Genomic DNA, 26,590 nt, shown 5'->3' with positions numbered 1-26,590 from the left:
CGACGTCTCCTTCCTTGCCGAAATCCTCATTGCGGCGTAGGATGCGGTCTGTAGTCACTACAGGGTCAAGGGGTTTTTGCGATGCGCGATCACGCTGTGGTGAAGGGCCTGCGGCGGGCTGAACTCGCCCGGCGGACCGGTAGCAACCTGGAGACCGTGCGCTACTACGAGAAGGTCGGCCTTCTGCCCGAGCCGCCGCGCACGTCGACGGGCTATCGCAGCTACGACGCCACGCACGAGCGTCGCCTTCGCTTCGTGCTGCGAGCACGTGAGCTCGGCTTTTCCCTTGATGAGATTCGCGAGTTACTGCGCCTCGTCGACGAACGTGATCAGCCTTGCGCCGAGGCACGCGCCGTCGCCGCTGCCCACCTCGATGACGTGCGGGCGAAGATCACCGATCTCAAACGGATGGAGCGGGTGCTGAAGGACGTGGTCGCGCAATGCGCCGACGGCACGCTGCCAGAATGCCCGCTAATAGAAACCCTGTTCGCTGGTCACGCGTAGGCCAGTCCGGATCACGTTAGCGAATTGCCTACGCTACACCTCGCCTTGCTAAGATGCTGTCGTAGTTAGCTATCGTAGTCTGGAGCGCCGTGTGGTGCTGCCGCGAATAAACGGCGGTATTTGGCCCCAGCGTGGATGAAACCGATAACTACGTTTCTGCCGGAGCGCTATGATATTGCGGCCGTTCGCCGGTGGATGCCGCCGTGAGCGGCCGAGGGCCGCCGAAACCACTACGAGAGCTGATTGAGCGCGGGCTTCGACTAGGACGACTTCTCGTTTTACGATTCTTCGGCGCGTCCAGAAATTCCAGATTTATCGCGACCTTCGCAACGGCTGGATCTCCAAGGTTCGCATTGGCACTTGATCCTGTAGCGACTACAGGGCTATGTCGCGAACGATTCTTAACTAGAGGTTCGTCGTGCACCGGTCCAATGGTCTTCGCCGCTCTCCCGTCGACAGCAAAGGGAAGGCCTTTCGGTACGCTTGGATAGCTGTCCTCGCGATGCTCCTCTCGCAAATCATGTCGGGGCCGGCCCTCGCTCAGGACAGGGACGCCCAGACAGTGTGGCGCCTGCTTGACTATATCGCAGTCGACTATGCTGGCGCGGTCTCCGATGGGCGTGTCAGCAGCGAGGCGGAATATGCGGAGATGACGGAGTTCGCGGGTCAGGTAGAGACGCGGCTTACAGCCTTGCCGGAGAATGCCGGGAAAGCTGAATTGCTGGGTCGGAGCCGGACACTGCGGACGATAATCGCCCGCAAGGCGTCTCCAAATGAAGTTGCAGCACAATCAAGGGCGCTCGCATCGGCCTTGCTCGCAGCGTATCCCGTGCCACTCGCCCCGACGGCGCCTCCCGATCTCGCTCGTGGCGCTGCGCTTTACTCGCAGAACTGCGTCTCGTGCCACGGCGCGACGGGCGACGGTCACGGTCCCGGTTCAATCGGGCTCAAGCCTCCGCCCATCGCATTCACCGATCAGACTCGTGCCCGTCAGCGCAGTCTTTTCGGTCTTTATCAGGTCATCACTCAAGGTCTCGACGGCACGGCCATGGCGAGCTTCGATTCGCTGTCCGATGAGGATCGCTGGGCGCTCGCGTTCTATGTGGGTGGCTTCGCCTATCCGACTGCTGAAGCGACACAGGGAGAGCGGCTTTGGCGGGACGATGCTTCGCTTCGTCAGCGATATCCGAATTTGGCCGCGTTCGTCGGCACGACACCGGTGGCCGCTGCGGCGGACATGGGTGACGAAAACGCAAACGCTCTAATTGCTTACTTGCGCCGCCATCCAGATGCGATCGCCTCGCACCCTGACGGGTCACTGAGGCTGACCCGAGAGCGGCTCGATGCGAGCCTCAAGGCCTATGCGGCCGGGGATCGTAATGCGGCCGCCGATCTAGCGTTATCGGCGTATTTGGATGGCTTCGAGCCCGTTGAACCGGTCTTGGCTGCCCGCGATCCGGAGCTGATGACTCGAATTGAACAGGCCATGGGCGCGTTGAGAGCGGCTATCAGTAGGTCCCGCCCGCTTGCTGAGGTCCAAGCCGCCAATCAGCAACTCGCCGGCCTCTTCAGCGAAGCTGAGGCTGCACTCGCTCCAGAGAAGGCCAGCAGCGCGTCGAGCTTTCTAGGCGCGTTTGGCGTGCTCCTGCGCGAGGGACTTGAGGCCCTGCTGATCGTGGTCGCGATGATCGCTTTCCTCCGCAAGACCGAGCGCACGGAAGTGCTCGGCTTCGTGCATGGTGGATGGGCGTCCGCGCTTGCCGCGGGCGTAGCCACTTGGTTCGTAGCCACCTATTTCATCGGCATAAGCGGTGCTTCGCGTGAACTGACCGAAGGCTTCGGCTCGCTATTTGCTGCGATCATCCTCGTCACGGTCGGAATCTGGATGCATGGGAAAAGCAACGCCGAGAGCTGGCAGCGGTACATAAAAGAGAGCATTGGCTGCGGTACAGGTTCGCTTCTCTTGCGCATAGGAAGAGCCACCCCTTCCGCCAGGCTTATTGGGATTGATCCCGACCCCGCGGTTATGGCACGCGCGCGGGCGCGGTTCGCAGTCGCGGGTCTCTCTGTCGAACTGCACGTTGGTTTCGCGCGGCAGGTGGCCGAGCTCGTCGGCGACAAGCGACCGACAAAGATCGTTTCCAGCCTCGTATTTCATCAAGTGCCGATGGAAGAGAAGGAGGCCGCGCTCGCCTCTATTTTTCGCTCCTTGGAGACCGGTGGCGAGCTTCACATTGCCGACTATGGCCTTCAGCGCACGCGCCTCATGCGCACGCTCTTTGGAAGCATTATCCAGAATCTCGACGGGCGGGCGAACACTGAGCCGAATGCTCGTGGCGTGCTGCCGGATCTCATGGCGGCAGCCGGCTTTCGAAATGTCGAGGAAACGGATGTGATCGCCACGCTCAGCGGATCGATCTCACTCTATCGGGCGGCGCGCTGACTTCGATCGATTTTGGCGATGGGAAGTGCCTAGGCGGTCACTGACTGGTTGCTTGGCCGGGAGGGTCAGCGAGAACTTCGATGATTCGGCAGGTCGCGACTTTCCCGTTGTCGCACTCGTTGATCATCCGGGTGAGTTCGGTCCGAAGCCCCAGCAGCCGGCGGATTCGGCTTTCTACGGCTTCGAGCTGATCGGAAGCGATCCGGCTCACCTGCTCGCAGGACGCTTCGGGCACTTCCTGCAGAGCGAGCATCGTTTTGATGGCCGCAATGTCGAAACCGAGATCTCTGGCATGGCGGATAAATGTCAGCCGCCGAACGTCCTCCGCTCCATAGAGGCGTCGTCCACTGTCGGTGCGGGGCGGCGGCGGTATGAGTCTGATCCGCTCGTAGTAGCGAATCGTCTCGATGTTGACGCCCGTATGTTTGGACAAGGCTCCGATAGTGATCATTTGCGGGTTGATTCTGTAGTGGCTACAGGATGTACGTATAGCAAGTGACTAGAGTCGTGTGAACCCGAGAACGACTGTGAGCGAGCATGTCATAGGCCTGATCTGGGACGCGTGGCGCGCTCGAAAGGGCGGTGCCGGCGCTATCGCGCAGCGCCAGCGCGCCCGTCTCGCTGACATGGTCGCCCACGCGCGGGCCAGGTCGCCGTACTATCGTGAGCTGTACCGTGATATACCGGCTCGGGTTGAAAGCGCCGAGCAGCTTCCCGTCACCGACAAGAAGATGCTCATGGAGCGCTTCGACGAATGGTGCACCGACCGCGACGTGACACTCGAAGCCGCAGAGGCAGTTGTCAACGATCCAGGTCGGATTGGAGAGCGGTTCCTCGGAAAATACACGCTGGCTACCACCTCAGGCACGACCGGCCGCCGCGGGATATTCCTGACCGACGATCGCACGATGGCGGTCGTGACCGCCATGATGCTCCGCTGGATGGGTGACTGGCTCAGCCCGAGCGACATCCTCAAGATCATCGCCCGCCGCGGGCGATTGGCGATGGTCATGGCGACGGGCGGCCATTTCGCGTCGGCCGTTGCTGCGGCGCGCCTGAAGAAGCGGCGCGGAAAACGCGTCGAGATACTCTCCGCGCACATGCCGATGGCGGAGCTTGTCGAGCGGCTGAATCGCTTCCAGCCGGCGCTGCTTACACCCTATGCCAGCATGGCTGCCATGCTGGCCGACGAACAGGAAGCCGGGAGGCTCCATATCGATCCCGTGCTACTGGCCCTCTCGGCCGAAGGGCTGCCGCAACCAGAGTACGGCCGAATAGCGCGCGTGTTCGGCGCCAAAGTCGGCAACAGCTACGCCGCCTCGGAATGCATGTTCCTCAGCTACATGTGCAGCGAAGGCTGGCTGCACGTCAACGCCGACTGGGTGGCGTTCGAGCCGGTCGATGCCGATTATCGGCCGGTCGCTCCCGGCGAGCAGTCGCACACGATGCTGATCAGCAATCTCGCCAATCGTGTGCAGCCGATCCTGCGCTACGATCTCGGCGACAGCGTCTTGCAGCGGCCGGACCCGTGCCCGTGCGGCAACCCCTTGCCCGCAATCCGCGTTCAGGGTCGCTCTGCGGATGTTCTCACGTTCCGGACGTCGGGCGGCGATGTCAGGATGCCTCCGCTGGCGCTCAGCCAACCGATCGAGGCTGTCCGCGGTGTCACGCTCTTTCAGCTCGCGCAGTCCGGGCCGGAAAGACTTGAATTACGTCTGCAAATGGCGCCGGCGGCGAATGCAGACGCCGTCTGGCGCGAGGTCGAAGCAGGTCTGCGGAAGGTGCTTGCCGAGCATGGGCTTGGACACGTCGTTGTCGAGCGCGGCGGCGAACCGCCCGAACAGTCGAAGGGCGGCAAGTTTCGGGAAGTTGTTCCGCTTATGGATGACGCCCAGTCGTGAGCTGCCCCCGTTCGGGGGTGAGAGAAGCATGATCGCCGGCACTGGAGTGGGTCCGGACTTCGTGGGGCAAAGTACGAGATTCCTCCCTTGATCCTGTAGCGACTACAGGATGTATGGATAGCATGAAAATAAGGGAGCTTTGGAGCCGAGCTCCATGAGACCAGATGGAGACGATGATGACTGCTGACGCCGCGACGATAAGCCATTCAAGCTCGCTGCGCTTCAAAGTCGACGGCTTAGATTGTCAAAATGAGGTTCGCGCACTTCGTGCCGCGGTGGGGCCGGTCGTCGGCGGCGATGACAAGTTGTCCTTCAATACTGATGCTGGTGTCATGGAAGTGCGGTCCGAGGGCGTTTCAACGGTGGACATGGTCCAGCGGGCGGTCGCGACGACCGGCATGAAAGCGCATCTCCTAAGAGATCCGGCGCAGCAGCCAGCGCCAGCGCTGCTTTTCCGGATCGAGGGGCTCGACTGCAAGAATGAAGTGGCGGCGCTCAAGCGTCAGATCGGCCCATTGGTCGGTGGAGAGGCCTGGCTAGCATTCGACACCGCGAAGGGACTCATGACGGTCGCGCCGCAACAACAGGCGACAGTCGACGATATTATCGGCCGCGTCGCCGCGACCGATATGCGTGCTTCACTTGTTGCGGACGGCACCGCCGACGCATTGCTCTTCCGAGTGCATGGTCTCGACTGCAGGAACGAGGTGGCGGCCCTTACGCGGGAACTCGGTCCGCTTGTCGGTGAGGAGAAGCTCGCCTTCGACACCGCGCAAAGCATGATGACCGTGGCACCACAGAATCGGGCGGCACTCGACGCGATCGAGGAAGCCGTGGCTCGAACGGGCATGCGCGCTGAACCGTGGTCAGCGCCCGCCGTCTCGCCCGACGCGACCGAAGTGCTGGAAGATGCGGCGTGCGGCTGTGCCGCGGAGGTGGAGGGGGCGCTCAGTCCGCCGATCCCGACACACTTGCCTGGCCAAGTCGTGTTTCGCATCCATGGCATGGACTGCGCCGACGAAGTTGCGGCGTTGAAGCGCGAGGTCGGTCCGCTAGTCGGCGAAGACAAGCTCGGCTTCGACCTCCTCAACGGTCGCATGTCGATCGGCGTGACGCCGGATGCAGCGCTCGAAGCCCGCATCGAGAAGGCGGTGGCTCGTGCCGGTTTGCGCGCTGAGCCCTGGACTGAAGGCGGCACCAGCGAGGCCGCGCAGGCCGAAGAGCGTCGCAAGCGGGTGCAGTCGTGGCTGACGACCGCGAGCGCCGTGTTCACGGCGCTCGGCTTTGCGGTCCACGCTTGGCTTGGAGGCGGTATCATCGCAGCCTTCGAGGCGGGCGAGCACGCTTTGGGCTCGACCCCGGTGCCGAGCATGGTTCTATATGCAGTGGCGGTGCTCTGCGCCGCGCGCTACGTCGCGCCCAAGGCTTGGCTCGCAGCCAAGCGACTTCGCCCGGACATGAATCTACTGATGATGGTCGCGGTCGCGGGTGCCATCGGTATCGGTGCCTGGTTTGAGGCGGCTACTGTCTCTTTCTTTTTTGCATTGGCGCTGGCGCTTGAGGCGTGGAGTCTTGGTCGTGCGCGCCGGGCGGTTGCCGCCCTCATGGAACTCGCGCCGCCGACAGCACGCGTCAAACTCGAAGACGGCTCCGAGCGCGACGTCCCGGCGGCCGAGGTTCGGGTCGGCGCGCATATCATCGTCCGGCCAGGAGACAAGGTACCGCTCGACGGCCGGGTTATCGCTGGCGAGAGCGAGGTCAACCAAGCGCCGATCACCGGTGAAAGTGTTCCCGCATTCAAGGCAGAGGGCGACGAAGTCTTTGCCGGGACTATCAACGGCGAGGGTGCGATAGAGGTCGTGACCACCAAAGCGGCGAATGACACGACGCTCGCCCAGATCATCCGCATGGTCGGTTCGGCGCAGAGCCGACGCGCGCCCAGTGAGCAATGGGTGGAGAAGTTCGCGCGTGTCTACACGCCGGTTGTGATGGTACTTGCCGTTGCGATCTTCCTCGCTCCGCCCTTGCTCTTGGGCGGCGCCTGGGACGTCTGGTTCTACCGGGCTCTGGTGCTCCTCGTGATCGCTTGCCCGTGCGCCCTCGTGATTTCGACGCCGGTGACCATCGTCGCGGCACTCGCCGGCGCGGCGAAACAGGGTGTCCTGGTGAAGGGCGGCACACATCTTGAAACACCTGCGCGCCTCAAAGCCATTGCCATGGACAAGACGGGCACGCTCACCGAAGGGCGGCCGCAGGTCGTCGAGATCCTGCCGCTTGGAGGCCGCAGCGAAATGGAACTCCTCGGCTTGGCTACGGCCTTGGAGGCGCGCAGCGGACATCCGATCGCCCGCGCCATCCTGGCGAAAGCCGCCGAACTGAGGATCGCCGTTGAGCCTGCCGAGGCTGTCCAGGCCATCACTGGCCGAGGCGTCATCGGTCGAGTGGGCGGACGTGAGATGTGGCTCGGCTCGCGCCGCTACATTGAGGAGCGGGGCATCAACTCAGCCGAAGTTCTGCAGCGGGCAGATGCGCTTTCGAGCGCCGGCCGCACCATCGTCGCGGTCGGCGATGGTCAAGACGTCTGGGGGCTCGTCGCCGTTGCCGATGCTGTCAGGCCGGAAGCGAAGGACATCGTCACGGCGCTTCATCGCGCCGGGATCGAACACGTTGTGATGCTCACTGGGGACAACCGGGCGACAGCGGAGGCGATTGCACAGCAGACGGGCATCGATGAGGTCCGTGCGGAACTCTTGCCCGGTGACAAGGTGGCAGCGGTCGAGGATTTGGTGCGGCGCTACGGGTCGGTGGCGATGGTCGGCGATGGAGTCAACGATGCTCCCGCGATGGGGCGGGCCAATCTCGGCATCGCCATGGGCGCCATGGGCAGCGACGCGGCAATTGAAACCGCTGATGTTGCCCTCATGTCGGACGACCTGTCGAAGCTTTCCTGGCTAGTGCGCCATTCGCGCGCAACGCTTGCCGTCATCCGACAGAATGTTGCCTTCTCGATTGCCGTGAAGCTGCTGTTTACAGCACTGACAGTGATTGGTCTCGCATCGCTTTGGGGTGCTATCGCGGCCGACGTCGGTGCGTCTCTGCTAGTTGTCCTCAACGGCCTGCGCCTGCTCAACCGTGGTCAGACTATTTCTCAAAAGGGCGGTCCATCTGGCGGCCTTGGCGTTTCGGCGCATCAGCATAGGGCCCCGGCCATCACCGAGACGGTCCCTGCATAGCTCAACACCGCGCGGTGCGACCCAGCACAAATGCACTGGCCGCGGCGAATGGCCGAAAATAAGGACTGATTGAGCGTGACGCACCCGAGGCTGATTCGAAGAGCTGCATTGGCATGTGGTGCGGTAGCTACCGCTCTCGCAGTCGATTTTGTTACGAAGTGGCTGATCCTCAATGTTGTGATGGCGCCCCCGCGCACGATCGAGATCGCGCCATTTTTCAATCTGACGCTCGGTTTCAACACGGGTGTCAGCTTCGGGATGTTCCGTGAATTCTTCCTCGATCGCCCATTGGTGCTCGCCGGTATCAAGATGGTGATTGTGGCCGGGCTTCTCGTCTGGGCCATGAGAACAGAAAGGCGAACGGAGACGGTTAGTCTCGGCCTGGTCGCCGGCGGTGCCGTCGGCAATGTGTTGGACCGGATGCGTCAAGGCGCCGTGACTGATTTCCTCGATTTTCATGTCGGCAATTGGCACTGGCCGGCCTTCAACATGGCGGACACGATGATAACGATCGGCGTCGTCTTGCTGATCGCAGGCTCTTTCTGGCGCCCGAGGTCGATGGCTCGCGCTCAGAAGCAGCCGAGCCGCCCAGAGCACTGATGATGGCGCTCATCGATGTGTCTTTGCTTGGATTATTGACGGCTGTAATGGCTGGAGCCATTTCCTTTCTCTCGCCCTGCGTGCTGCCGCTTGTTCCGGGCTATCTGTCCTACGTCGCGGGCGGCGTTAATGGGGCCGTTGGTGATGGAAGGACCCGACAGCTTCATGTTCTCGGACCGGCGCTCTTCTTCGTGCTCGGCTTTACCACCGTCTTTATTCTGCTTGGGCTCAGCGCGATGGTCCTCGGCGGATTTCTGCAGCGCTATCAGGTCGGGGCGAACCTGATCGGTGGTGCGCTGGTTGTCGTGTTCGGTCTCGCCATGACGGGGCTGCTCCGCTTGCCCGTTGCACTGATGGCAGACCGGCGCTGGCGCGGGCCAACGCAGACTGGAGGCCCCTTCGGAGCCTTTCTTCTCGGCATTGCCTTTGCCTTCGGGTGGACGCCCTGCATCGGCCCGGTGCTCGCTTCGATCCTCGCTGTGACGGCGACCTCGGCCGGCAACGGTGCGGTGCTGCTCGGCGCTTATGGCCTCGGGCTCGGCATCCCGTTTCTTTTGGCGGCGCTATTCTTTGGCAGTGCGGCCGTAGCGTTGAAGCGCATGCGGCGCGCTGGCGCGGTGCTCAACGTCAGCACGGGAGTGGTGATGGTCGGCGTCGGCATTTTGATGATGACCGGTCGTCTGCAGGAGATCGCCATCTGGATGCTGACGACATTTCCGATGCTCGGCAGCATCGGTTGAGGCGCGCGGCCGCCACCGGATCGTGTTGCGATCAGCCGGCGCGAAGGCGCCGGCCGCGATCTGGTTCGCCACGCATTCGAACCGCCGCGCCGCGATAGAGGGGCCTGCATGACGGAAGCTTGTACGAATGGCGTCGACACCGGATTTGTGGCGTTGGGCTATGCCAAAGTCACCCTGCTTGGGGTTGTCCAAGGGATCACTGAGCTACTACCGATCTCATCGACGGCGCATATGCGGATCGTGCCTGCGCTGCTCGGTTGGCAAGATCCTGGCTCTGCCTTCTCCGCCGCCATGCAGCTCGCCGCATTGGCTGCGGTAATCAGCTATTTCTGGAGTGACGTGAGCCAGTTGGCCGCGAACTCGCTCCGCGCTGTTGCGCATCGGGATTTCCGGGATCGACACTTCCGCTTCTCTGTTTGGATTATCCTTGCGACGATCCCGATCGGCGTGGCGGGCCTGTCCTTGTCGGGGCCCCTGAATGCCTGCGGTTCCCCATTGCGGACGCTCACTGTCATCGGGTGGGCCTGCGTCGTCATGGCCGTCCTCCTAGCGCTCGCGGAGATTTTCGCCCGCCACAAACGGACACTTGAAAATGTGACTCTCACCGATGCAATGATCGTCGGAATAGCGCAGATCGGCGCCCTGATCCCAGGAGTGTCGCGCTCGGGCTCCACCTTGACCGCTGCGCTTTCGCTCGGTCTGAAACGCGAAGAAGCAGCGCGTTTCTCGTTCCTACTTGGCCTGCCAGCAATCGCCCTGGCCGGCTTTAAGGAACTTTGGGAGCTTCACAAAGCCCATCTCTCCCTCGAGGGCTGGTCCATTCTTCTCGTGGGTCTCGTAGTAGCCTCTATCTCTGCATTCTTCGCGATTTGGGGGCTGATGCGCGTGCTTGAGCGCTTTTCGGCTTGGCCCTTCGTGATCTATCGAGGCGCACTCGGCGTTTTTCTCATCTCGGCCATTGCGCTGGGTTGGCTCACCTGATTGCGAGATTGCGAGCAATTGGAAATCCGTATGAGTGTAAAACACGACAAAGAAGAATCGGAAATCCAGCTCGACGCAAGTAACTCCGCCGAACGCAAGACCTTGCTGTGGGTGCTCGGTATCAATTTCTTGCAAGTGATTGTCGCCGGGCTCGTAGGGGTTATCGCAGACTCCACAGGTCTCCTAGGTGCCGCCCTCGACAATCTCGGGGACGCCGTTGTCTATGCCGTCAGCATCTATGCCGTTGGGCGGACGATTCTGGCGAAGGCGCGTGTCGCGCGTTTGTCCGGCGTCATCCTGATCGTTTTGGGTCTGGCGCTCCTCGTCGAGGTCCTTCGACGTTTCTTCGTGGGCGCTGAGCCGATCGGTTCAGCCATGATTGTTACCGCCATCGCAAACGCCGCGACCAATCTGCTTTGCCTGCGCTTGCTGCGGTCGCATCGGGACAATGGCGTGCACCTGAAGGCGTCCTGGATCTTTACGGCTAACGACATGCTGGCCAATGCCGGCATCGTTATATCCGGCGCTGCAGTTATGTTTTTCAGATCTCCGCTCCCCGATTTGATCATCGGGCTGGTGGTTGGAGGAATCGTTCTCAAAGGCGGCTTGGATATTCTGAAGGAGGCGCGCGAGGCGCAACGGGAGGGAATATCGGTTCGCGAAGAATGATGAACGAGCTGGTCCCCTCTCTTGCCTTGGACCGGTACTCGCGGCTTCGGCAACCAGCCTGAAACTAACTGCGATGGAGGCTGCCGCAGTAGTTCTTGCTTGGCGCCATAGAAAGAGAACAACCTCCGATTTTGATCATATTCTGCTTGATCCTGTAGCGGCTACAGCATGTAGCCTGTCGCGGTCCTCCTCGGCTCAAAGACCGGAGGCGGGATATGCCGTCTTTGCAGCCTCTTTGAGGCCCTGAGCGGCCCTGTAGTTCACGAGATAGGCACTCCAGCCCCTCGGGGACGAGAAACGAGTTGCGTGAGGACACTTGCAGAGATGACCAAATGCGTGATCGGCATCTCCCGCGCACTTTTGACGTATGCGGAACACGGTGCGTTCGTTGCTTGCGCCGTTTCAACGCGACGAAACGAGTGCTCCGGTGTCGATCGATCTTAAACATCTACGATACGCGGAAGCGGCGGAGCGCTGTGGCAGCTTTCGCAAGGCGGCGGATTTGCTCGCCGTCAAGCAGTCCAATCTCAGCCGACGTGTCCGAGCGCTCGAAGATCAGCTCGGCGTCAGATTGTTCGAGCGGACCAATGGTGGTGTGAGTGCAACGGCGGCCGGTGGCGATTTCATTCGCGGTGCTCGTCGCATCCTCGAAGAACTGCAGACCCTCGTTGACAGCGCCAATGCCGTCGGGCGAGGCGACGCTGGGCAATTGACAATCGGCTTCTACACCTCGCTCTCTGCGGGGCATCTGCGCGCCAGCCTTGTCGAGTATGCCCGTCGGTTTCCGCAGATGGAGATCAGCGCGGTCGAAGGATCCCGTTCGCGGCTCTGCGGCGGTATTCAGAGTGGTACGATCGATGTCGCCATCGTAACGGGAGAGCCGGTGCCAGACTGCGGCCGATCGATGGTGCTGTGGAGCGAACGGATCATCGTCGCGCTGCCCGCGGATCACCCGTTGGCCGCCAATGAGATCATCTACTGGACCGACCTGAAGCGTGAACGGTTTCTGTTGAGCGAGCGCGATCCCGGTCCGGAAATCCAAGAGATTCTTGTCTCGAAGTTAGCCTCGCCAGGAGACCTGCCGGATGTCGTCAGGCATGATGTCAGTCCCGAAAACATCAAGAGCCTGGTCGGCGCCGGCCAAGGCGTCAGCCTGATGTGCGAAGCGTGCGTCGGCGCCAGCTACGCCGGGGTTGTCTATCGCGAAGCACGTGACGGCAATGGCGCCACCCGGATCGGCTATTGTGCCTATTGGAAGGACTGCAACGACAATCCCGCGCTGCGGAATTTCATTCGGCTTTTGGAGGAGCGCTGCCCGCCGGTAGCGAACGGGAACGGCTTACGCGGCGCATCTTCGCAAACCCCCGATCCGTCGCCATGAAACGTGCGACCATCGGTGCGACTAGTTTAGCTGGCTCGACGGCTTGCCCATTTTCGCGACCAAGAATCTCCGCATAGGCGAGGAGATCGCGGTGAAGCGCAGCGGGTAGCTCCACGGAAATTTTCACCGGCTTGTCGTCTTCGAGCGGCCCGAGCTTTAGCTTGCCCATCGGTTAGCCTCCGTAGGGTTCGAGCACCAGGTCCCTCGTTACGATCACGCGCACCGGAAAGCCTGGCCGGATTGTCAGCGTTGGAGCGACGTTGAGCTGGCGGCGCACGATCTGCTGACCGGCATCGTTAATTGTGTCTTGCCCGCCGTTGCGGATCGCCTGGATCAGGCGGTCGTCGTCGTTGGTGGCGAGTTCGGCTCCAATGCTCAGCAGCGTGGATAGTCCCGCCGCCTTCGCGAGCTCCCACCAATGATAGTCCACACCATCCTGAAGGCCTGCATAGCCTTCAGCGTCGGCGCCGGGCTGACGTTCGAGGACGATTGAGCGGCCGTTCGGAAAGATCAGCCGGTTCCACACCAGGAGCACGCGGCTTTGACCGAACTGGACGCTGTTGTTGTACTGCCCGATGACGCGCGTGCCTTGAGGCACGAGCAGGATGCGGCCTGTCGGGCTGTCGTAGATGTTCTCCGTCACCTGCGCGGTGATTTGGCCCGGGAGATCCGAATGGATGCCGGTGATGAGCGCCGCAGCGATCACAGCGCCTGCCTGAAGGATGTAGGGCGACGCCGGTGCGGCGACGCGGTCAGGCGTGACAGTGCGCCGATCGGCGGCCGCGTTGAGGAAGGCGAGCTGACGGTCCTGGGCCGATGGGGTGGCGGGTGGCGGCGCGAGGCCGAGGCCGGTGAGGTCCGGCGCGGGCGGCGGCGCGATCGTCGCGGCGCCGGAGCCTGTCGAGGCCGTGGGCCGGTTCTCGGTGCCGCTAAAGAGCCTGCTAACGCGGGCGGTCTCGATCTCCTGCAGGCGACGCTGCTCCTCCGCGCTTAGGCCGGGATTCGGCTGGTTCGGCAACGGCTGGCCACGATTTTGAGCGCCCAGGATGGGCCGTCCGAGGTCGCCCGGGAGCGGCGGACCAAGCTGGGGAACGCCGCTGTAATCGCGGGGCAATCCGGCCAGGCCATCGGCGGTCGACCGATTGTCGGTCGAGTAGAGCTCTTCGGTGGGTCTCCCTCTATCGCGGGTTTGGAGCGCGTAGATCAGGGCGCCGCCGATGCCGACGCTCGCCACAAGGCCGATGCCGGCAAGCACCTTGCGCGAGAGACGCGTGACGCGCGGGGTCTCCGCACGCAGCCGCATCGGGGCGGCCGCGTCGGCGGTCGACCCGGTTAGCGGCGCCTCCTCATTTTCTTTCCGGGGTTCAGGGTCGCTCACGACGCGGGCCTCCCATCGGTGCGGACGATGCGGACGCGCTTCTGGCGGTCGCCGGCGCCGAAGCGCAGCTCGGCGGCCGCGAACAGGCGGTCGACGATCATGTAGTTGCCGCGGACGCGGTAGTTCACGAGTTCGGAAGTGTTGCCCTCAGGACCGACGACGAACAGCGGCGGCATTTCGCCTTGGCCGATGCCGCGGGGAAACTCGATGAAGACCTGGCGACCGTCATCGTAGGCCCGCAGTGGCCGCCACGGCGCGCGGTCCCCCTCGATGGCGTAGCGGAAATTGATGTTGGCGAGATCGACGCCGGTGGCGATCGGGCTGGCGGCCTCGGCCTGCGCGTTCTGGCGTCGCAGGGCGATGAGCTGATCCTGCGGATACTGCCAGGAAACCGAAGCCATGTAGGTGCGCTCGGTCGAGCGCAGCTCCATGTGGTAGGTGCGCAGGTTCGTGTTGATGATGAGATTTGTCATCAGGTCGGCGCGTGTCGGCTTCACCAGGATGTGGACTTGCTGGGTCGCGCCTGAACCGCTCAGCGTGTCGCCGATGATCCAGCGAACAGTATCGCCGGCGGCGACCGGGCCGGAGCCGACCAACTGCTCGCCAGGCTGAAGGGCGATATCGGTGATCTGACCCACGGCGGTGTAGACCTGATAGAGCGCGCCGCCCGTATAAGGATAAACCTGCATGGCGTTGATGAAGCCGTCGCGGACCGGCTGCACACGGGCGGCGGCATTGGCCTGGTTGACGCGCGCCGTCGGATCGGTGGGTTCGGGTGTGCTGCGGGACGGCTCGACGCGCTGCAATTGGCCTGGCAACGGCAACGGGCGCGGAATCTCGACCACCCGCACCGAAGCTGGAGGATCGGTGCTCAGCGCCGCCGGCACAGCGTCGTCATAGGAGATCTCCGGCGGTTTGTTCATCGTGGCGCAGCCGGCGAGCGCCGACGTGCACAGCAGAAGAACCGTAAATGTGGAAGTGCGAGAAGCCGGGTTTCCGGCTTTACGGAAAGACGGCTTCATTGCCCAAGCTCCCGTGACCAGTTGATGGCGTTGACGTAGATGCCGAGCGGGTTGGCGCGCAGCCGATCGGCATTGCGGGGCACCTGCACGACGATGGTGAGGATGGCGGTCCAGCGGGTCGTCTCGGCGAGCTGGCCGTTCTCGTAGCGGCGCTCGATCCAGGCGACGCGGAAGCTGTCGGGCGACGCCCGGATGACGCTGGAGACATCGACAGCGATCTGCTGCCGGCCGACCTTGGTGAAGGGGTCGTTCGAGCGCGCGTAGTCGTTCAGCGCCATCGCACCGCGGTCGGTCGTGAAATCGTAGGCGCGCAGCCAATTCTGCCGGACGATGATAGCGTCGGACGGAATCGATCGAACCTGCTCGATGAAGCGCGCGAGATGGAAGGCGATCTGCGGGTCAGTCGGACGATAGTCGGCGACGGCGGGCGCGACTGCCTGCGCCTGGCCGAGCCTGTCGACCTGAACGACCCAAGGGACGATCGTTCCGCGCGCCGATTGCCAGACAAGCGCCGCCGCGAAACCAGCGGACAGGATCAGCGAGCCGAACGCCATGAAGCGCCAGTTCTTGGCCTGAACACGCGCGGCGCCGATGCGCTCATCCCAGACCTGAGCGGCGCGCTGGTAGGGCGTCTCAGGTTCGGGCGTCTTGCCGTAGTGAACGGAGGGTCTTTTGAACATCAGCGATCGCCTTCGGAGAGATTGATGGAAGAGCCGCCGCCATGGCTGTCGCCGCTGCGCACGGCATGGGCGGCCGCGGTGACACCGTGACTCAGGGCTTGAGAACGCTTCATGCGGCGGGCCCAGGCCGGCGGCCCGTCAGCAGCCTGCGATGGCGCAGCCTCGGCCGCGCTTCCGCCGATCGTGCCCATGGTCGACGTGCCGCCGGTGGCGGCGAAGGCGGACTTGGCGCCTTCGGAGAAGCTCGACTTCATGCTATCGGCGGCGCGCGAGGCCGCCCGGCGGAGGGGCGAAGCCGCCGCGCCGCCGGCTGCGCGTGCGACCCCGCCCAACCCTGACGCCACGCCTGCGGCGCCCGACTGGCCAGCGGCGCCAAGGCTGTAAGCGGTCGAAGCGCCGCCCGCCATCGCCGCACCGCCACGGGCGGCAGCGGCGGCTCCTCCAGCAAGGGCGCCGCCGCCAGATGCCACGGCCCCAACAGTCGCAGCGCCCGCCGCCACTATGCCGCCCGCCGCGAGCCCGGTGCCGACCGCGGCGCCGGCGCCGAGCTGCGGACCACCCGAGACGAGGCCGTTGGCGATACCGGGACCGAAGATGCCGAGACCCAGCAGCGACAGCGCGGCGAGTACGATCGCCATGGCCTGGTCGATCGTGGGCGTCTGGCCAGCGAACCCGGCGGTGAATTGAGAGAACAACGTCGAGCCGATGCCGATGATGACGGCGAGGACCAGCACCTTGATGCCGCTCGAGATGACGTTGCCGAGGACGCGCTCGGCCATGAACGCGGATTTGCCGAACAGGCCGAACGGGATCAGCACGAAGCCGGCGAGCGTCGTCAGCTTGAACTCGATCAGCGTGACGAAGAGCTGGACGGCGAGAATGAAGAAGGCGAGCAGCACCAACGCCCAGGCGAACAACAGACAGGCGATCTGGATGAAGTTCTCGAAGAAGGCGATCCAGCCCATCAGGTTGGAGATGGAATCGAGCAGCGGCCGGCCGGCGTCGAGGCCGGTCTGCGCAACACGGCCGGGACGCATGAGATCGTCGACGGTAAATCCCGTGCCCGACGCCTTCAGGCCGAGCCCCGCGAAGCTCTCGAACACGATGCGCGCGAGGTTGTTCCAGTTGCCGATGATGTAGGCGAAGACGCCGACGAACAGCGTCTTCTTGACCAGGCGCGCCATGATGTCGTCGTCGGCGCCCCAGCTCCAGAACAGCGCGGCCAATGTCACGTCGATGACGATCAGCGTGGTGGCGATGAACGCCACCTCGCCGCCGAGCAGGCCGAAGCCGTTATCGATGTAGCTGGTGAATACGCCGAGGAACTGGTCGATGACGCCGGTGCCGCCCATGGTTCACCGTCCGTCCTGCGGCTGGGGCGATGCTGGCGCGGGCGTAGCGCCAAGGAAGCGGTCGCGAGTTTCGGCCCAGGTGCGCAGACATTCGGCATCCCGCGCGGCGGCCTCGCCGAGCAGTTGGCAGCGCCGTTGCGCCTCGCGCAGCGGATCAGCCGGCGTGACTTCAACCGGCTGCAGCGCTTGGCCGGCGGGGTCTTCCTCTTTCCGGGTCATCTCGATCGCCGTCGCGGTGATGGCGACGGCGACGAAGACGACGGCGCCGAGGCGCGCCAGGAGCTTGCCGTCCATGACACGATCCTCTTGGGGGGCCTTAGTTGCCATTCGGGAACATGCGGGCGTTGCCGGGCTGATAGCCGACGCCGGGCGTCAGGAAGCGGCGGCGCTGCTCACGGCCCTGCTCGGCAGCCGCCGCACGCTCCGCTTCGGTCAGCGCTTGAGCTCGTCCGTTCGCAGCGACGACGGCCGTGAGATCGGCGAGCTGCTGGGCCTGGAGCGCGAGGAGCTGATTGCCGGCCTGCGCCGCCTGCAACGCGCCGGTCGCGCCCTGGCTTTGGCCGATGAGTGCCGACATCTCGGCGCGGTTGGTATCGATATTGCCGACGACGCCAGCCTGCACCCGCATGGCGTCCTGCAAACCGCCGACTGTGTTCTGCCAGCGCTCGCGCGCCTGCGCCACGAGCTGCTGGTCGGACGCCGACATCGATGCATTGCCGTAGGTGGAGGTGAAGGCCTGGTCGATTTGCTGGACGTCGTAGGCGACGCGCTGCGCCTGACCGAGGAGCTGTTGCGTCCGCTGCACGGACTGCTGCAGGCGCTGAAGCGAGGAGTAAGGGAGGCTCGCGAGGTTGCGCGCCTGGTTGATCAGCATCGTCGCTTCGTTCTGAAGCGAGGTGATCTGATTATTGATCTGCTCCAGCGCGCGAGCCGCTGAGAGCACATTCTGCACGTAGTTCGTCGGATCGTAGACGATCCATTGCGCGGACGCCGGCTGGACCATCACGGGCGACATCGCCACGGGGATCGAAAGAATGGATGCGGCAAGAAGCACCGCGCGCGAGCGACGGAAGATCATGGCTGTGTCTCCAGGTTATTGAGGTTGGGGATGAGGTCGGCGGCCCAGCCGACGCCGCGCAGACGCAGCCAGGCCGACAGGAATCCCTCGCGGCCGTGCTCCGCCACGACGCGCTCGATCGCGGCCTGATCGGTCTTCGAGGAAGCGGCGCAGAGTGCCAGCGCCACGTCGGACAGACCGAGTTCGAAGAGCCGGTTGCCCCGCCGGGATTGGCAGTAGTAGTCGCGCTTCGGCATCGCGCGGGCGAGGATCTCGATCTGGCGGTCATTGAGGCCGAAGCGGCGGTAGATCGCGGTGATCTGCGGCTCGATCGCGCGCTCGTTCGGCAATAGCAGCCGGGTCTGGCAGCTCTCGACAATGGCGGGCGCGATCGCCGAGCTGTCGATGTCGGACAGCGACTGGGTGGCGAAGACGACGGAGGCGTTCTTCTTGCGAAGGGTCTTCAGCCACTCGCGGAGCTGGCCAGCGAAATCCTCGTCATCGAGCGCCAGCCAGCCTTCGTCGACGATGAGCAGTGTGGGACTGCCGTCGAGGCGATCCTCGATGCGGTGGAAGAGATAGGCGAGCACCGCCGGCGCGGCGCCCGTGCCGATAAGGCCCTCGGTCTCAAACGCCTGCACAAAGGCTTCGCCAAGATGCTCGCTCTCGGCGTCGAGCAGCCGGCCATAGGCGCCGCCGACGCAATAGGGCCGAAGCGCCTGTTTGAGGTCGTTCGATTGAAGGAGGACGGCGAGTCCGGTGAGCGTGCGTTCGCCTGCAGGCGCGCTGGCCAGCGAGGTCAGCGCCGTCCAGATGTATTCCTTCACCTCCGGCGCGATCGTCACGCCCTCGCGCTGCAGGATCGCGACAATCCAATCCGCCGCCCACGCGCGTTCCGGCACATGGTGGATGCCGGCGAGCGGTTGCAGCGAGACGCTGTCAGCCGCGCCTTCTGTCAGGCCGCCGCCGAGATCGTGCCAGTCACCACCCATCGCGAGCGCCGCGGCTCGGATGCTTCCGCCGAAGTCGAAGGCGAAGACCTGTGAGTTGGGATAGCGCCGGAACTGCAGCGCCATCAGCGCCAGCAGCACGGACTTGCCGGCGCCGGTCGGTCCGACGACGAGCGTGTGGCCGACATCGCCAACATGAAGGGAAAACCGGAACGGGGTCGACCCTTCGGTCCTGCCATAAAGCAAGGGGGGTTGCCCGAAATGCTCGTCCCGTTCCGGCCCCGCCCACACCGCCGATAGCGGAATCATGTGGGCGAGATTGAGCGTCGAGATCGGCGGTTGCCGGACGTTGGCGTAGACATGGCCTGGCAGCGAGCCAAGCCAGGCGTCGGCGGCGTTGATCGTCTCCGTCATCGCCGTGAAGTCGCGGCCCTGAACGATCTTCTCCACCAGGCGCAGCTTCTCGGCTGCGATGCGTGGATCGGCGTCCCAGACGGCGACCGTCGCGGTGACATAGGCCTGACCGGCATAGTCCGCACCGAGTTCCTGGAGCGCGAGGTCGGCATCAGCCGCCTTGTTCGCCGCATCGGTGTCGACGAGCACCGATGCCTCGTTGGTCATCACCTCCTTGAGGATCGCCATAATGCTCTTGCGCTTGGCGAACCATTGCCGTCGGATCTTGGTGAGCAGCTTGGTGGCGTCGGTCTTGTCGAGAAGGATGGCTCGCGTTGACCAGCGATATGGAAAGGCCAGCCGATTGAGGTCGTCGAGGAGCCCGGGCGTGGTCGCGGTCGGAAAACCGACAATGGTGAGGATGCGGAGATGCGTGTTGCCCAGACGCGGCTCCAGTCCGCCAGTGAGCGGTTGATCGGCCAGCAACGCGTCGAGATACATCGGCGTCTCGGGCACGCGCACGCGATGGCGTTTGGTCGAGACGGTCGAATGGAGATAGGTCAGCGTCTCGCCGTCATCGAGCCATGCGCATTCCGGCATGAAATTCTCGATGAGCTGGAGCACGCGGTCGGTGCGATCGGCGAAGCCGCGCAACGCCTCATGAGGGTCGATGCCGTTCTCGGCCTTGCCTTCATAGAGCCAGCTCTCGGCGCGGGCGGCGTCTTCGGCTGGCGGCAGATAGACGAAGGTCAGGAAGTAGCTGGACTCGAAGTGCGAGGCGTCTTCTTCGAAATCGGCCTTGCGCTCGGCGTCGACCAGGGCCGATGCGGCCTCGGGAAAGCCGCTCGACGGATAGGCGCCGGCGCCATGCCGTTGCGCCTCGACGAATAGCGCCCATCCCGAGCCGAGGCGGCGGAAGGCGTTGTTGAGGCGGCCAGCGACGGCGACGAGTTCGGCCGGCACCGCGGAATCCAGGTCGGGACCGCGAAAGCGGGCGGTGCGCTGGAAGCTGCCGTCCTTGTTGAGGACGATGCCCTCGCCCGCGAGCGCGGCCCAGGGCAGGAAATCCGCGAGGCGTGTTGAGGTCCGGCGATATTCGGTAAGGTTCATCATTGGGGGCCTCACGCGCTCAGGTGGCCGGGGATGCGCAGGTGACGGCGCACCACGTCGACGAATTGCGGATCGCGTTTGGCCGCCCACACGGCCGCGAAATGCCCGATCGCCCAGAGCCCGAGGCCGACCAACCAGAGGCGCAGCCCAAGGCCGAGCGCCGCCGCCAGCGTGCCGTTGAGGATCGCGATGGAGCGCGGCGCGCCGCCGAGCAGGATGTGCTCAGTGAGCGCCCGATGGACTGGGACGGCGTAGCCTGGCACTTCGCTGGCGCTGTCGATCAGGCTCGCCATCAGACGAGCGCTCCGCCGCCAAAAGAGAAGAACGAGAGGAAGAAGCTCGACGCGGCGAAGGCGATGCTCAGCCCGAAGACGATCTGGATCAGGCGCCGGAAGCCGCCGCTGGTGTCGCCGAAGGCGAGGGTCAGGCCGGTGATGATGATGATGATCACCGCGACGATCTTGGCGACCGGCCCCTCGATGGATTCGAGTATCGATTGTAGCGGCGCTTCCCACGGCATCGAGGAGCCGGAAGCATAGGCGGCCGGGGCCAGCATCATGCTGACGACGGTGACGGACACGGCCGTCGCGATATAACGGCGAACACGCAAGGCATGGCGGATCATGCGGAATCTCCTGAGGCGGGCTGGGTTGCGGGGATGACGCGGTAGTCGCCGTCTGGCTGAAGGCCCTCGACACGGGCGAGCTCGGCGAGGCGGCGGCTTGCGCCGCGACCGCTCAGCACCGCGACGAGATCGATGGTCTCGGCGATCAGCGCGCGCGGGACCGTGATGACGGCTTCCTGGATGAGCTGTTCGAGGCGGCGCAGCGCGCCGAGCGCGGTGCCGGCATGGATGGTGCCGATGCCGCCGGGGTGGCCCGTCCCCCACGCCTTGAGCAAATCCAGCGCCTCGGCGCCGCGGACTTCGCCGATCGGAATGCGATCGGGGCGCAGGCGAAGCGAGGAACGGACGAGTTCGGACAGCGACGCGACGCCGTCCTTGGTGCGCATGGCTACGAGGTTGGGCGCGGCGCATTGCAGCTCGCGCGTATCCTCGATCAGGACAACGCGATCGGAGGACTTGGAGACCTCGGCGAGCAGCGCGTTGGTGAGCGTGGTCTTGCCGGTCGATGTGCCGCCGGCGACGAGAATGTTGCGGCGGTCCGCGACGGCGCGGCGGAGGATCTCAGCCTGTTCAGCCGACATGATCTCGGCGGCGACGTAGTCAGCCAGCGTGAAGACGGCGACGGCAGGCTTGCGGATCGCGAACGCCGGCGCGGCGACGACGGGAGGCAGAAGGCCTTCGAACCGCCCTCCCGTCTCGGGAAGCTCGGCCGAAACCCGCGGTGAACCGGAATGAACCTCGGCGCCGACATGGTGCGCGACCAGGCGGACGATGCGCTCGCCATCCGCGGGCGAGAGGCGCGCTCCGGTATCGGAGAGTCCCTCGGACAGCCGGTCGATCCAGAGCCGCCCATCGGGATTGAGCATCACCTCGACGACGGACGGGTCTTCCAGGAATCCGGCGATGGCGGGGCCGAGGGCAGTGCGCAACATGCGCGCGCCTCGAAGGGTCGCCTCTGATTGCTGGTGAGAAACCGCCATATCGTCCCCGTTCTGCGCGGGACCGCAAACAAGCGGCCCTGGATCGGGGATGAGTAGAAGAGGCAGAAATCAGGTCATGACAACAAGCAGGATGGGGTCGTAGTGCTCTGGCGTACAAAGACAGGGCGACGGCGGAACTGCCAAACTCTTGCGATGCCCCGAGCGATGATTATTCCGCGCCTGGGACACCTGCGACGTCTTCGGAAATCTCCTCACGCACTTTCGGTCCCTTCGCGAGTCGCCGCCCGAGTGCGGCGACGAAGGCGTCGTACCGTTCGCCTGCCTTTGCGCGTGCGGCCGCCTGCGCTGACTCCGGCAGTGGCGGATTCGTGGTGAGCCAGTGGCGGACGAAAACGGCCAGCATTTCCACGGAAATGCCGAGGTCGCGTTCCATACGCGTCATGCGCCGGTCGAGCTGGTCCAATCGCTTGGTGGTCGCGGCTTCCTGGCGCTCGGCCGCGTCCGGCGACAGGAAGGATGCGATCGCCGCTTCCGCGACCAGCGATCGCGATTGATCGCGGCGCGCGGCATAAACGGCGAGCGCCTTCATGATGTCGGGATCGAGATAGACCGAGAGGCGCTGCTTCTTCGGAATCTTCATGATCGCCACGCTCAGAGGTCCATCCCGTCATTGGGATCGAGCGAGACCTGCCGCGCGACGCCTTGCATCACCTGGTTCAGCCGGCCCGCGCGCGCGGCATCGTCATCGGCGTCATCGGGGCCATCGAGGTCGAACTCGTTGTCGATCGGCGCCTTCCTCTCGACAGGCTTCACCGCGGTCAGCTCCGGTTGCTGACGCCGCTCCGAGCCGGTCGAGTCGTCGTCGCCTGTACCGTCCTGCCGCGCGGCTGCATCGGGTTGCGGCCGCGATGGCAGAGGCAGAGCGCTCCAGTCGTCCGGCTTTCCCGCGGCTGGCTTCACGAGCGCCGGCGGCAGCACGCGCTCCTGGAAGCGGCGATCCTCGAAGTAGCGCGCCTTCTTCGCGCGGATCGGCGGCGTGCCGGCGACCATGACGATCTCGTCGGCGGCCGGGAGCTGCATCACCTCGCCCGGCGTCAGCAGCGGGCGCGCGGTCTCCGATCGCGACACCATCAGATGGCCGAGCCACGGGCTGAGCCGGTGTCCGGCATAGTTGCGCATCGCGCGCATCTCGGTCGCCGTCCCTAAAGCATCCGACACGCGCTTGGCCGTCCGCTCATCATTGGTGGCGAAACTGACGCGGACATGGCAGTTGTCGAGGATCGAGTTGTTCGGCCCATACGCTTTCTCGATCTGATTGAGCGACTGCGCGATCAGGAAGCTCTTCAGTCCATAGCCCGCCATGAACGCCAAGGCGCTCTCGAAGAAGTCGAGGCGCCCGAGCGCGAGAAACTCGTCGAGCATGAGCAGCAGCCGATGCCGCCTGCCTTTGGCGTTGAGATCCTCCGTCAATCGGCGTCCGATCTGGTTGAGGATAAGCCGGATCAGCGGCTTGGTCCGCGCGATGTCTGAGGGCGGCACGACCAGGTAGAGCGTCGACGGTCGCGCTCCGCCAACAATGTCTGTGATGCGCCAGTCGCAACGGCGCGTAACATCCGCCACCACGGGATCGCGATAGAGTCCGAGAAACGACATCGCGGTCGACAAGACACCCGACCGCTCATTGTCGGACTTATTCAGCAACTCGCGCGCGGCCGACGCGATGACGGGGTGCGGTCCCGCTTCGCCGAGATGCGCGGTCTTCATCATGGCGGCGAGCGTCGACTCGATCGGCCGCTTGGGATCGGAAAGGAAGGCGGCGACGCCGGCGAGTGTCTTGTCGGTCTCGGCGTAGAGAACGTGCAGGATGGCGCCGACGAGGAGTGCGTGGGACGTCTTCTCCCAATGATTGCGGCGTTCCAAACTCCCTTCGGGATCGACCAGGATGTCGGCGATGTTCTGGACGTCGCGGACCTCCCATTCGCCGCGGCGGACTTCGAGCAGCGGGTTGTAAGCGGACGACTTCGCATTGGTGGGATCGAACAGCAGCACGCGGCCATGGTGGGCGCGGAAGCCGGAAGTGAGCTGCCAGTTCTCGCCCTTGATGTCGTGAACGATGGCGGAGCCCGGCCAGGTCAGCAGCGAGGGCACGACCAGGCCGACGCCCTTGCCGGAGCGGGTCGGCGCGAAGCACAGCACATGCTCTGGCCCGTCATGGCGAAGATAGGCGCGATCGAACCTGCCGAGCACCACGCCATCGGGCCCAAGCAGGCCGGCGGCGCGCACCTCGTCGGCTCGCGCCCAGCGCGCCGAACCATAGGTCTCGACATTTTTGGCCTCGCGGGTTCGCCACACCGACATGCCGATGGCGACCGCGATGGCAATGAAGCCGCCGGATGCGGCGATGTAGGCGCCCTCGACGAAGACCGAAGGCGCATAGGCGTCGTAGAAGTACCACCACCAGAAGAAGGCCGGCGGATGGTAGACTGGCCAGCCAAATGCCTCGAACCATGGCCGGCCGAGTTGCGGCTGGAAGCCTAGCTGCCATGCCGTCCATTGGGTCGCGGTCCAGGTCGTGGTCAGCACGATCACGAAGACGACGAGGATCTGCCCCCAGAGAATCTTGGTGGCCGACATGTTGGAGTCCTTTCTTGAAGAGGGGCAGTGTTCACAGGCCGAGCCCCCGCTTGCGGCCGAAGCTCCAGTCGACGCCGCCATCGCTTCGGGCGAGGCCGGAGACATGACGCCCGAGCTGTTTTTCGAGTGATGGCGACCAGGGCACGAGCTGGAAGCCAAGGCCGTCATCGATCATTGCGAAGCGGCCGGAGGCGAGCGCGATGCGCCGCTGGTAGGCGCCAGCGACGTATTCTCCTGCCGCGGCCTTGTTGAATGGTCGGCCGCTCTCTGCCGCGAGCTTGGCGCCCACGGCGTCCAGCTCGCGCCGGCGCAGCGTCTTGATCAGGTTCCGGCTGAAGCTGACGCCGCGGTTCTGACGTTCGGCCAGACCTTGCCCAATCAGGTGTTCGGCGCGCCGGTCCAGGGCTTCGCGTACCTCTGCGCCGAAGCCTCCCCCGCCAAGCGCAATCGGCTCGCGGGCGATCGCCTGCCGGTCAAGCCAAGTCGCACCTTTCGCGGTGATCTGCTGCTCGATGGTGAGGTCTGACCGGACCGCCATCGCGACGCGACGCTGCCCCTTCGCGTCGGCGAACCTGCGCAGTTCGACGATCGAACCGGGCGCGCTGTCGCCGGCGGCGTCGAGGTCGGGCAGCTTGATGTGATGGGTGCGGCCGTCTGTGCCGTCGACCACGGCATAGGCCGTACCCTTCAGCTCATCGTCGAGACCGCGGGCGACCAGCCGGCCGACGACAGGATCGTCCAGACTTTCCCCGGCCAGCACATAGTTGGACACACCCCGCTCGATGCCGTGTTCGGTCAGGCCGCGATGGATGCGCTTGATGATGTCGCCGCGTTCGCCGAGCTGGCGCAGCGTCGTCTCGGCGTTCTCGGACAGAGTCCACTGGCCGGGACCGACCTGGTCGGCAAGCCCGAGCGATTCGAGCTTGCGGAGGCGTCCGACCTTGAGCGCGTGGAATTCGTCGGGCTGTCGATTCGGATGCGGCGCGAGGTCGATGACGCCGGCGCGGTATCCGTCGCGCGCGAGCTGCCGGTCGAGGCTGGTCCAGCGCTCGGCGTCGATCTGACGTTCCAACGTGCGACGGATTTCGTGATCCGTGCGCGGGCCCAATTCCTGCGTGATCAGATCCCGCGCCCGATCCCGCATCCCCTCCTTGATGTAGTCGCGGGAGATGACGAGGTTCTCACCATCCTCGCGCACGCCGCGGACGATCAGGTGGACGTGGGGATGTTCGGTGTTCCAGTGATCGACCGCGACCCAATCGAGCTTGGTGCCGAGGTCCCTCTCCATCTGGCCGGCCAAATCGCGGGCGAAGGTCTTGAGGTCCGACATCTCCACGGCGTCGTCCGGCGAGATGATGAACCGGAAATGATGCCGGTCCTCCTCGCATCGATCCGCGAACGCCTTCGTATCGGCATCGTCCGCGGCGGGGCCGAACAGCCGCGCCTTCTCTCCATCTCGGGTGACGCCCTCGCGGCTCAGATAACTGAGATGGGTGGCGAGCGGCGCGCGGCGTCCGGCGTGGCGGACGACGCGCGCCTTGACGACGGCGCCGCGTGAGCGGGAGGTGATGAGCCGGTTGGCCTGCACCGACGCTCGCTGACCCCGGCCGAAACGGGAGCGGTGGCCCGGCCCGATCGTCCCCTTGCGGGAAACCGATCCGCCGGCCCGTTGGGCGGCGGCGAGCGCCTGGGCGATGAAGGGTCTGGCGCGCTGCACGCGCGTCGAGCGGATGTGGCCTGGTCGGATGCGGAAATCGTTCTCGTCGCTCATGGCGGCAGGACCGCACATCGCGCGATAGCGCTGATTTGCTTATGAAATCGCCGAAGCCGCAGGCTGCGCCAGTCAGGCGCACCTCGCGAAATCGCTGCGTAAGTCCTTGAAAAAGCACAACCGAACCGAGGCGCACATCGCGCCCCTTTATCCTGCCATCGTGCGGTTGTGTTGCCCTGCTTCCCCCTCTGCGCACTCCATGACGCGACGGGGCGCTCCATACTG

General features: G+C 64.5%; 24 protein-coding genes. 9 read left to right on the top strand and 15 right to left on the bottom strand.

Going from position 1 to position 26,590, the window contains the following annotated elements; all coding sequences use genetic code 11:
* The first annotated feature begins 81 nt into the window (after nt 1–81).
* Together EPO41_RS10385 and EPO41_RS10380 are read left to right on the top strand one after the other, a co-directional pair.
* Nucleotides 82–504 (top strand): helix-turn-helix domain-containing protein, encoded by a 423-nt coding sequence (locus EPO41_RS10385; RefSeq protein WP_296324267.1) that lies wholly within the window; start codon nt 82–84, stop codon nt 502–504.
* Nucleotides 505–1,006: 502 nt separating this feature from the next.
* Nucleotides 1,007–2,947 (top strand): c-type cytochrome, encoded by a 1,941-nt coding sequence (locus tag EPO41_RS10380; protein ID WP_296324264.1) that lies wholly within the window; start codon nt 1,007–1,009, stop codon nt 2,945–2,947.
* A 37-nt stretch (nt 2,948–2,984) separates the two neighbouring features.
* On the opposite strand, the gene EPO41_RS10375 is transcribed toward EPO41_RS10380, so the two are convergent.
* Nucleotides 2,985–3,398: a helix-turn-helix domain-containing protein gene (locus tag EPO41_RS10375; protein ID WP_296324262.1), complete on the bottom strand. Its 414-nt coding sequence runs from the start codon at nt 3,396–3,398 to the stop codon at nt 2,985–2,987.
* Between the two features lie 76 nt (nt 3,399–3,474).
* Here EPO41_RS10375 and EPO41_RS10370 point away from each other — a divergent pair, with 76 nt between their 5' ends.
* The 7 genes from EPO41_RS10370 (at nt 3,475) to EPO41_RS10340 (ending at nt 12,452) form a co-directional block, all read left to right on the top strand.
* Entirely contained in the window at nt 3,475–4,848 is a 1,374-nt protein-coding gene (locus EPO41_RS10370) for a phenylacetate--CoA ligase family protein (RefSeq protein ID WP_296324259.1), read from the top strand.
* A 164-nt stretch (nt 4,849–5,012) separates the two neighbouring features.
* Nucleotides 5,013–8,081 carry a heavy metal translocating P-type ATPase gene (locus EPO41_RS10365; protein WP_296324256.1) on the top strand — a complete coding sequence of 1,023 codons (3,069 nt, stop codon included), beginning with the start codon at nt 5,013–5,015 and terminating at the stop codon, nt 8,079–8,081.
* A 75-nt stretch (nt 8,082–8,156) separates the two neighbouring features.
* A complete protein-coding gene (lspA, locus tag EPO41_RS10360) occupies nt 8,157–8,681 on the top strand; it encodes a signal peptidase II (RefSeq protein WP_296324439.1) in 525 nt (174 codons plus the stop codon).
* Between the two features lie 2 nt (nt 8,682–8,683).
* A complete protein-coding gene (locus EPO41_RS10355) occupies nt 8,684–9,421 on the top strand; it encodes a cytochrome c biogenesis protein CcdA (RefSeq protein ID WP_296324436.1) in 738 nt (245 codons plus the stop codon).
* A gap of 108 nt (nt 9,422–9,529) precedes the next feature.
* A complete protein-coding gene (gene uppP / locus EPO41_RS10350) occupies nt 9,530–10,402 on the top strand; it encodes an undecaprenyl-diphosphatase UppP (RefSeq protein WP_296324253.1) in 873 nt (290 codons plus the stop codon).
* 30 nt (nt 10,403–10,432) lie between these two features.
* Nucleotides 10,433–11,071 (top strand): cation transporter, encoded by a 639-nt coding sequence (locus EPO41_RS10345; RefSeq protein ID WP_296324251.1) that lies wholly within the window; start codon nt 10,433–10,435, stop codon nt 11,069–11,071.
* A gap of 427 nt (nt 11,072–11,498) precedes the next feature.
* Nucleotides 11,499–12,452 carry a LysR family transcriptional regulator gene (locus tag EPO41_RS10340; protein ID WP_296324433.1) on the top strand — a complete coding sequence of 318 codons (954 nt, stop codon included), beginning with the start codon at nt 11,499–11,501 and terminating at the stop codon, nt 12,450–12,452.
* On the opposite strand, the gene EPO41_RS10335 is transcribed toward EPO41_RS10340, so the two are convergent.
* The 14 genes from EPO41_RS10335 to EPO41_RS10270 form a co-directional block, all read right to left on the bottom strand.
* A complete protein-coding gene (locus EPO41_RS10335) occupies nt 12,361–12,621 on the bottom strand; it encodes a DUF2274 domain-containing protein (RefSeq protein WP_296324247.1) in 261 nt (86 codons plus the stop codon). The two genes, EPO41_RS10340 and EPO41_RS10335, sit on opposite strands and share 92 nt — an antisense overlap.
* Before the next feature lie 3 nt (nt 12,622–12,624).
* Nucleotides 12,625–13,830, bottom strand: a complete 1,206-nt coding sequence (locus EPO41_RS10330; RefSeq protein WP_296324244.1) for a TrbI/VirB10 family protein — start codon at nt 13,828–13,830, stop codon at nt 12,625–12,627.
* Complete coding sequence (trbG, locus tag EPO41_RS10325; protein ID WP_296324240.1) at nt 13,827–14,852, bottom strand: P-type conjugative transfer protein TrbG; 1,026 nt, start codon at nt 14,850–14,852, stop codon at nt 13,827–13,829. Before trbG ends, EPO41_RS10330 begins: the two co-directional genes overlap by 4 nt.
* On the bottom strand, nt 14,849–15,532 hold the full coding sequence (gene trbF / locus EPO41_RS10320) for a conjugal transfer protein TrbF (protein ID WP_296324236.1): 684 nt from the start codon (nt 15,530–15,532) through the stop codon (nt 14,849–14,851). The genes trbG and trbF overlap by 4 nt, the downstream gene beginning before the upstream one ends.
* The gene (gene trbL / locus EPO41_RS10315) at nt 15,532–16,884 is read right to left on the bottom strand and encodes a P-type conjugative transfer protein TrbL (RefSeq protein WP_296324233.1); all 1,353 of its coding nucleotides are present in this window, start codon (nt 16,882–16,884) and stop codon (nt 15,532–15,534) included. Before trbL ends, trbF begins: the two co-directional genes overlap by 1 nt.
* Nucleotides 16,885–16,887: 3 nt before the next feature.
* Entirely contained in the window at nt 16,888–17,178 is a 291-nt protein-coding gene (gene trbK-alt / locus EPO41_RS10310) for a putative entry exclusion protein TrbK-alt (protein ID WP_296324231.1), read from the bottom strand.
* Nucleotides 17,179–17,200: 22 nt separating this feature from the next.
* A complete protein-coding gene (gene trbJ, locus EPO41_RS10305) occupies nt 17,201–17,962 on the bottom strand; it encodes a P-type conjugative transfer protein TrbJ (protein ID WP_296324227.1) in 762 nt (253 codons plus the stop codon).
* A complete protein-coding gene (trbE, locus tag EPO41_RS10300; RefSeq protein ID WP_296324224.1) occupies nt 17,959–20,397 on the bottom strand; it encodes a conjugal transfer protein TrbE in 2,439 nt (812 codons plus the stop codon). Before trbE ends, trbJ begins: the two co-directional genes overlap by 4 nt.
* A gap of 8 nt (nt 20,398–20,405) precedes the next feature.
* The gene (locus tag EPO41_RS10295; protein ID WP_150978936.1) at nt 20,406–20,687 is read right to left on the bottom strand and encodes a VirB3 family type IV secretion system protein; all 282 of its coding nucleotides are present in this window, start codon (nt 20,685–20,687) and stop codon (nt 20,406–20,408) included.
* Entirely contained in the window at nt 20,687–21,019 is a 333-nt protein-coding gene (locus tag EPO41_RS10290; RefSeq protein ID WP_296324217.1) for a TrbC/VirB2 family protein, read from the bottom strand. Before EPO41_RS10290 ends, EPO41_RS10295 begins: the two co-directional genes overlap by 1 nt.
* On the bottom strand, nt 21,016–21,999 hold the full coding sequence (gene trbB / locus EPO41_RS10285) for a P-type conjugative transfer ATPase TrbB (RefSeq protein ID WP_296324214.1): 984 nt from the start codon (nt 21,997–21,999) through the stop codon (nt 21,016–21,018). The genes EPO41_RS10290 and trbB overlap by 4 nt, the downstream gene beginning before the upstream one ends.
* Before the next feature lie 169 nt (nt 22,000–22,168).
* Nucleotides 22,169–22,603: a ribbon-helix-helix protein, CopG family gene (locus EPO41_RS10280; protein WP_296324430.1), complete on the bottom strand. Its 435-nt coding sequence runs from the start codon at nt 22,601–22,603 to the stop codon at nt 22,169–22,171.
* 8 nt (nt 22,604–22,611) lie between these two features.
* A complete protein-coding gene (locus EPO41_RS10275; RefSeq protein ID WP_296324211.1) occupies nt 22,612–24,594 on the bottom strand; it encodes a conjugal transfer protein TraG in 1,983 nt (660 codons plus the stop codon).
* A gap of 31 nt (nt 24,595–24,625) precedes the next feature.
* Nucleotides 24,626–26,365, bottom strand: a complete 1,740-nt coding sequence (locus tag EPO41_RS10270) for a VirD2 family relaxase/mobilization nuclease (protein WP_296324207.1) — start codon at nt 26,363–26,365, stop codon at nt 24,626–24,628.
* Nucleotides 26,366–26,590 lie beyond the last annotated feature (225 nt).

The sequence above is a fragment of the Reyranella sp. genome (assembly GCF_004297265.1).
Taxonomy (GTDB): Bacteria; Pseudomonadota; Alphaproteobacteria; order Reyranellales; family Reyranellaceae; genus Reyranella.
This window is presented reverse-complemented; position numbering and strand designations above follow the sequence as displayed.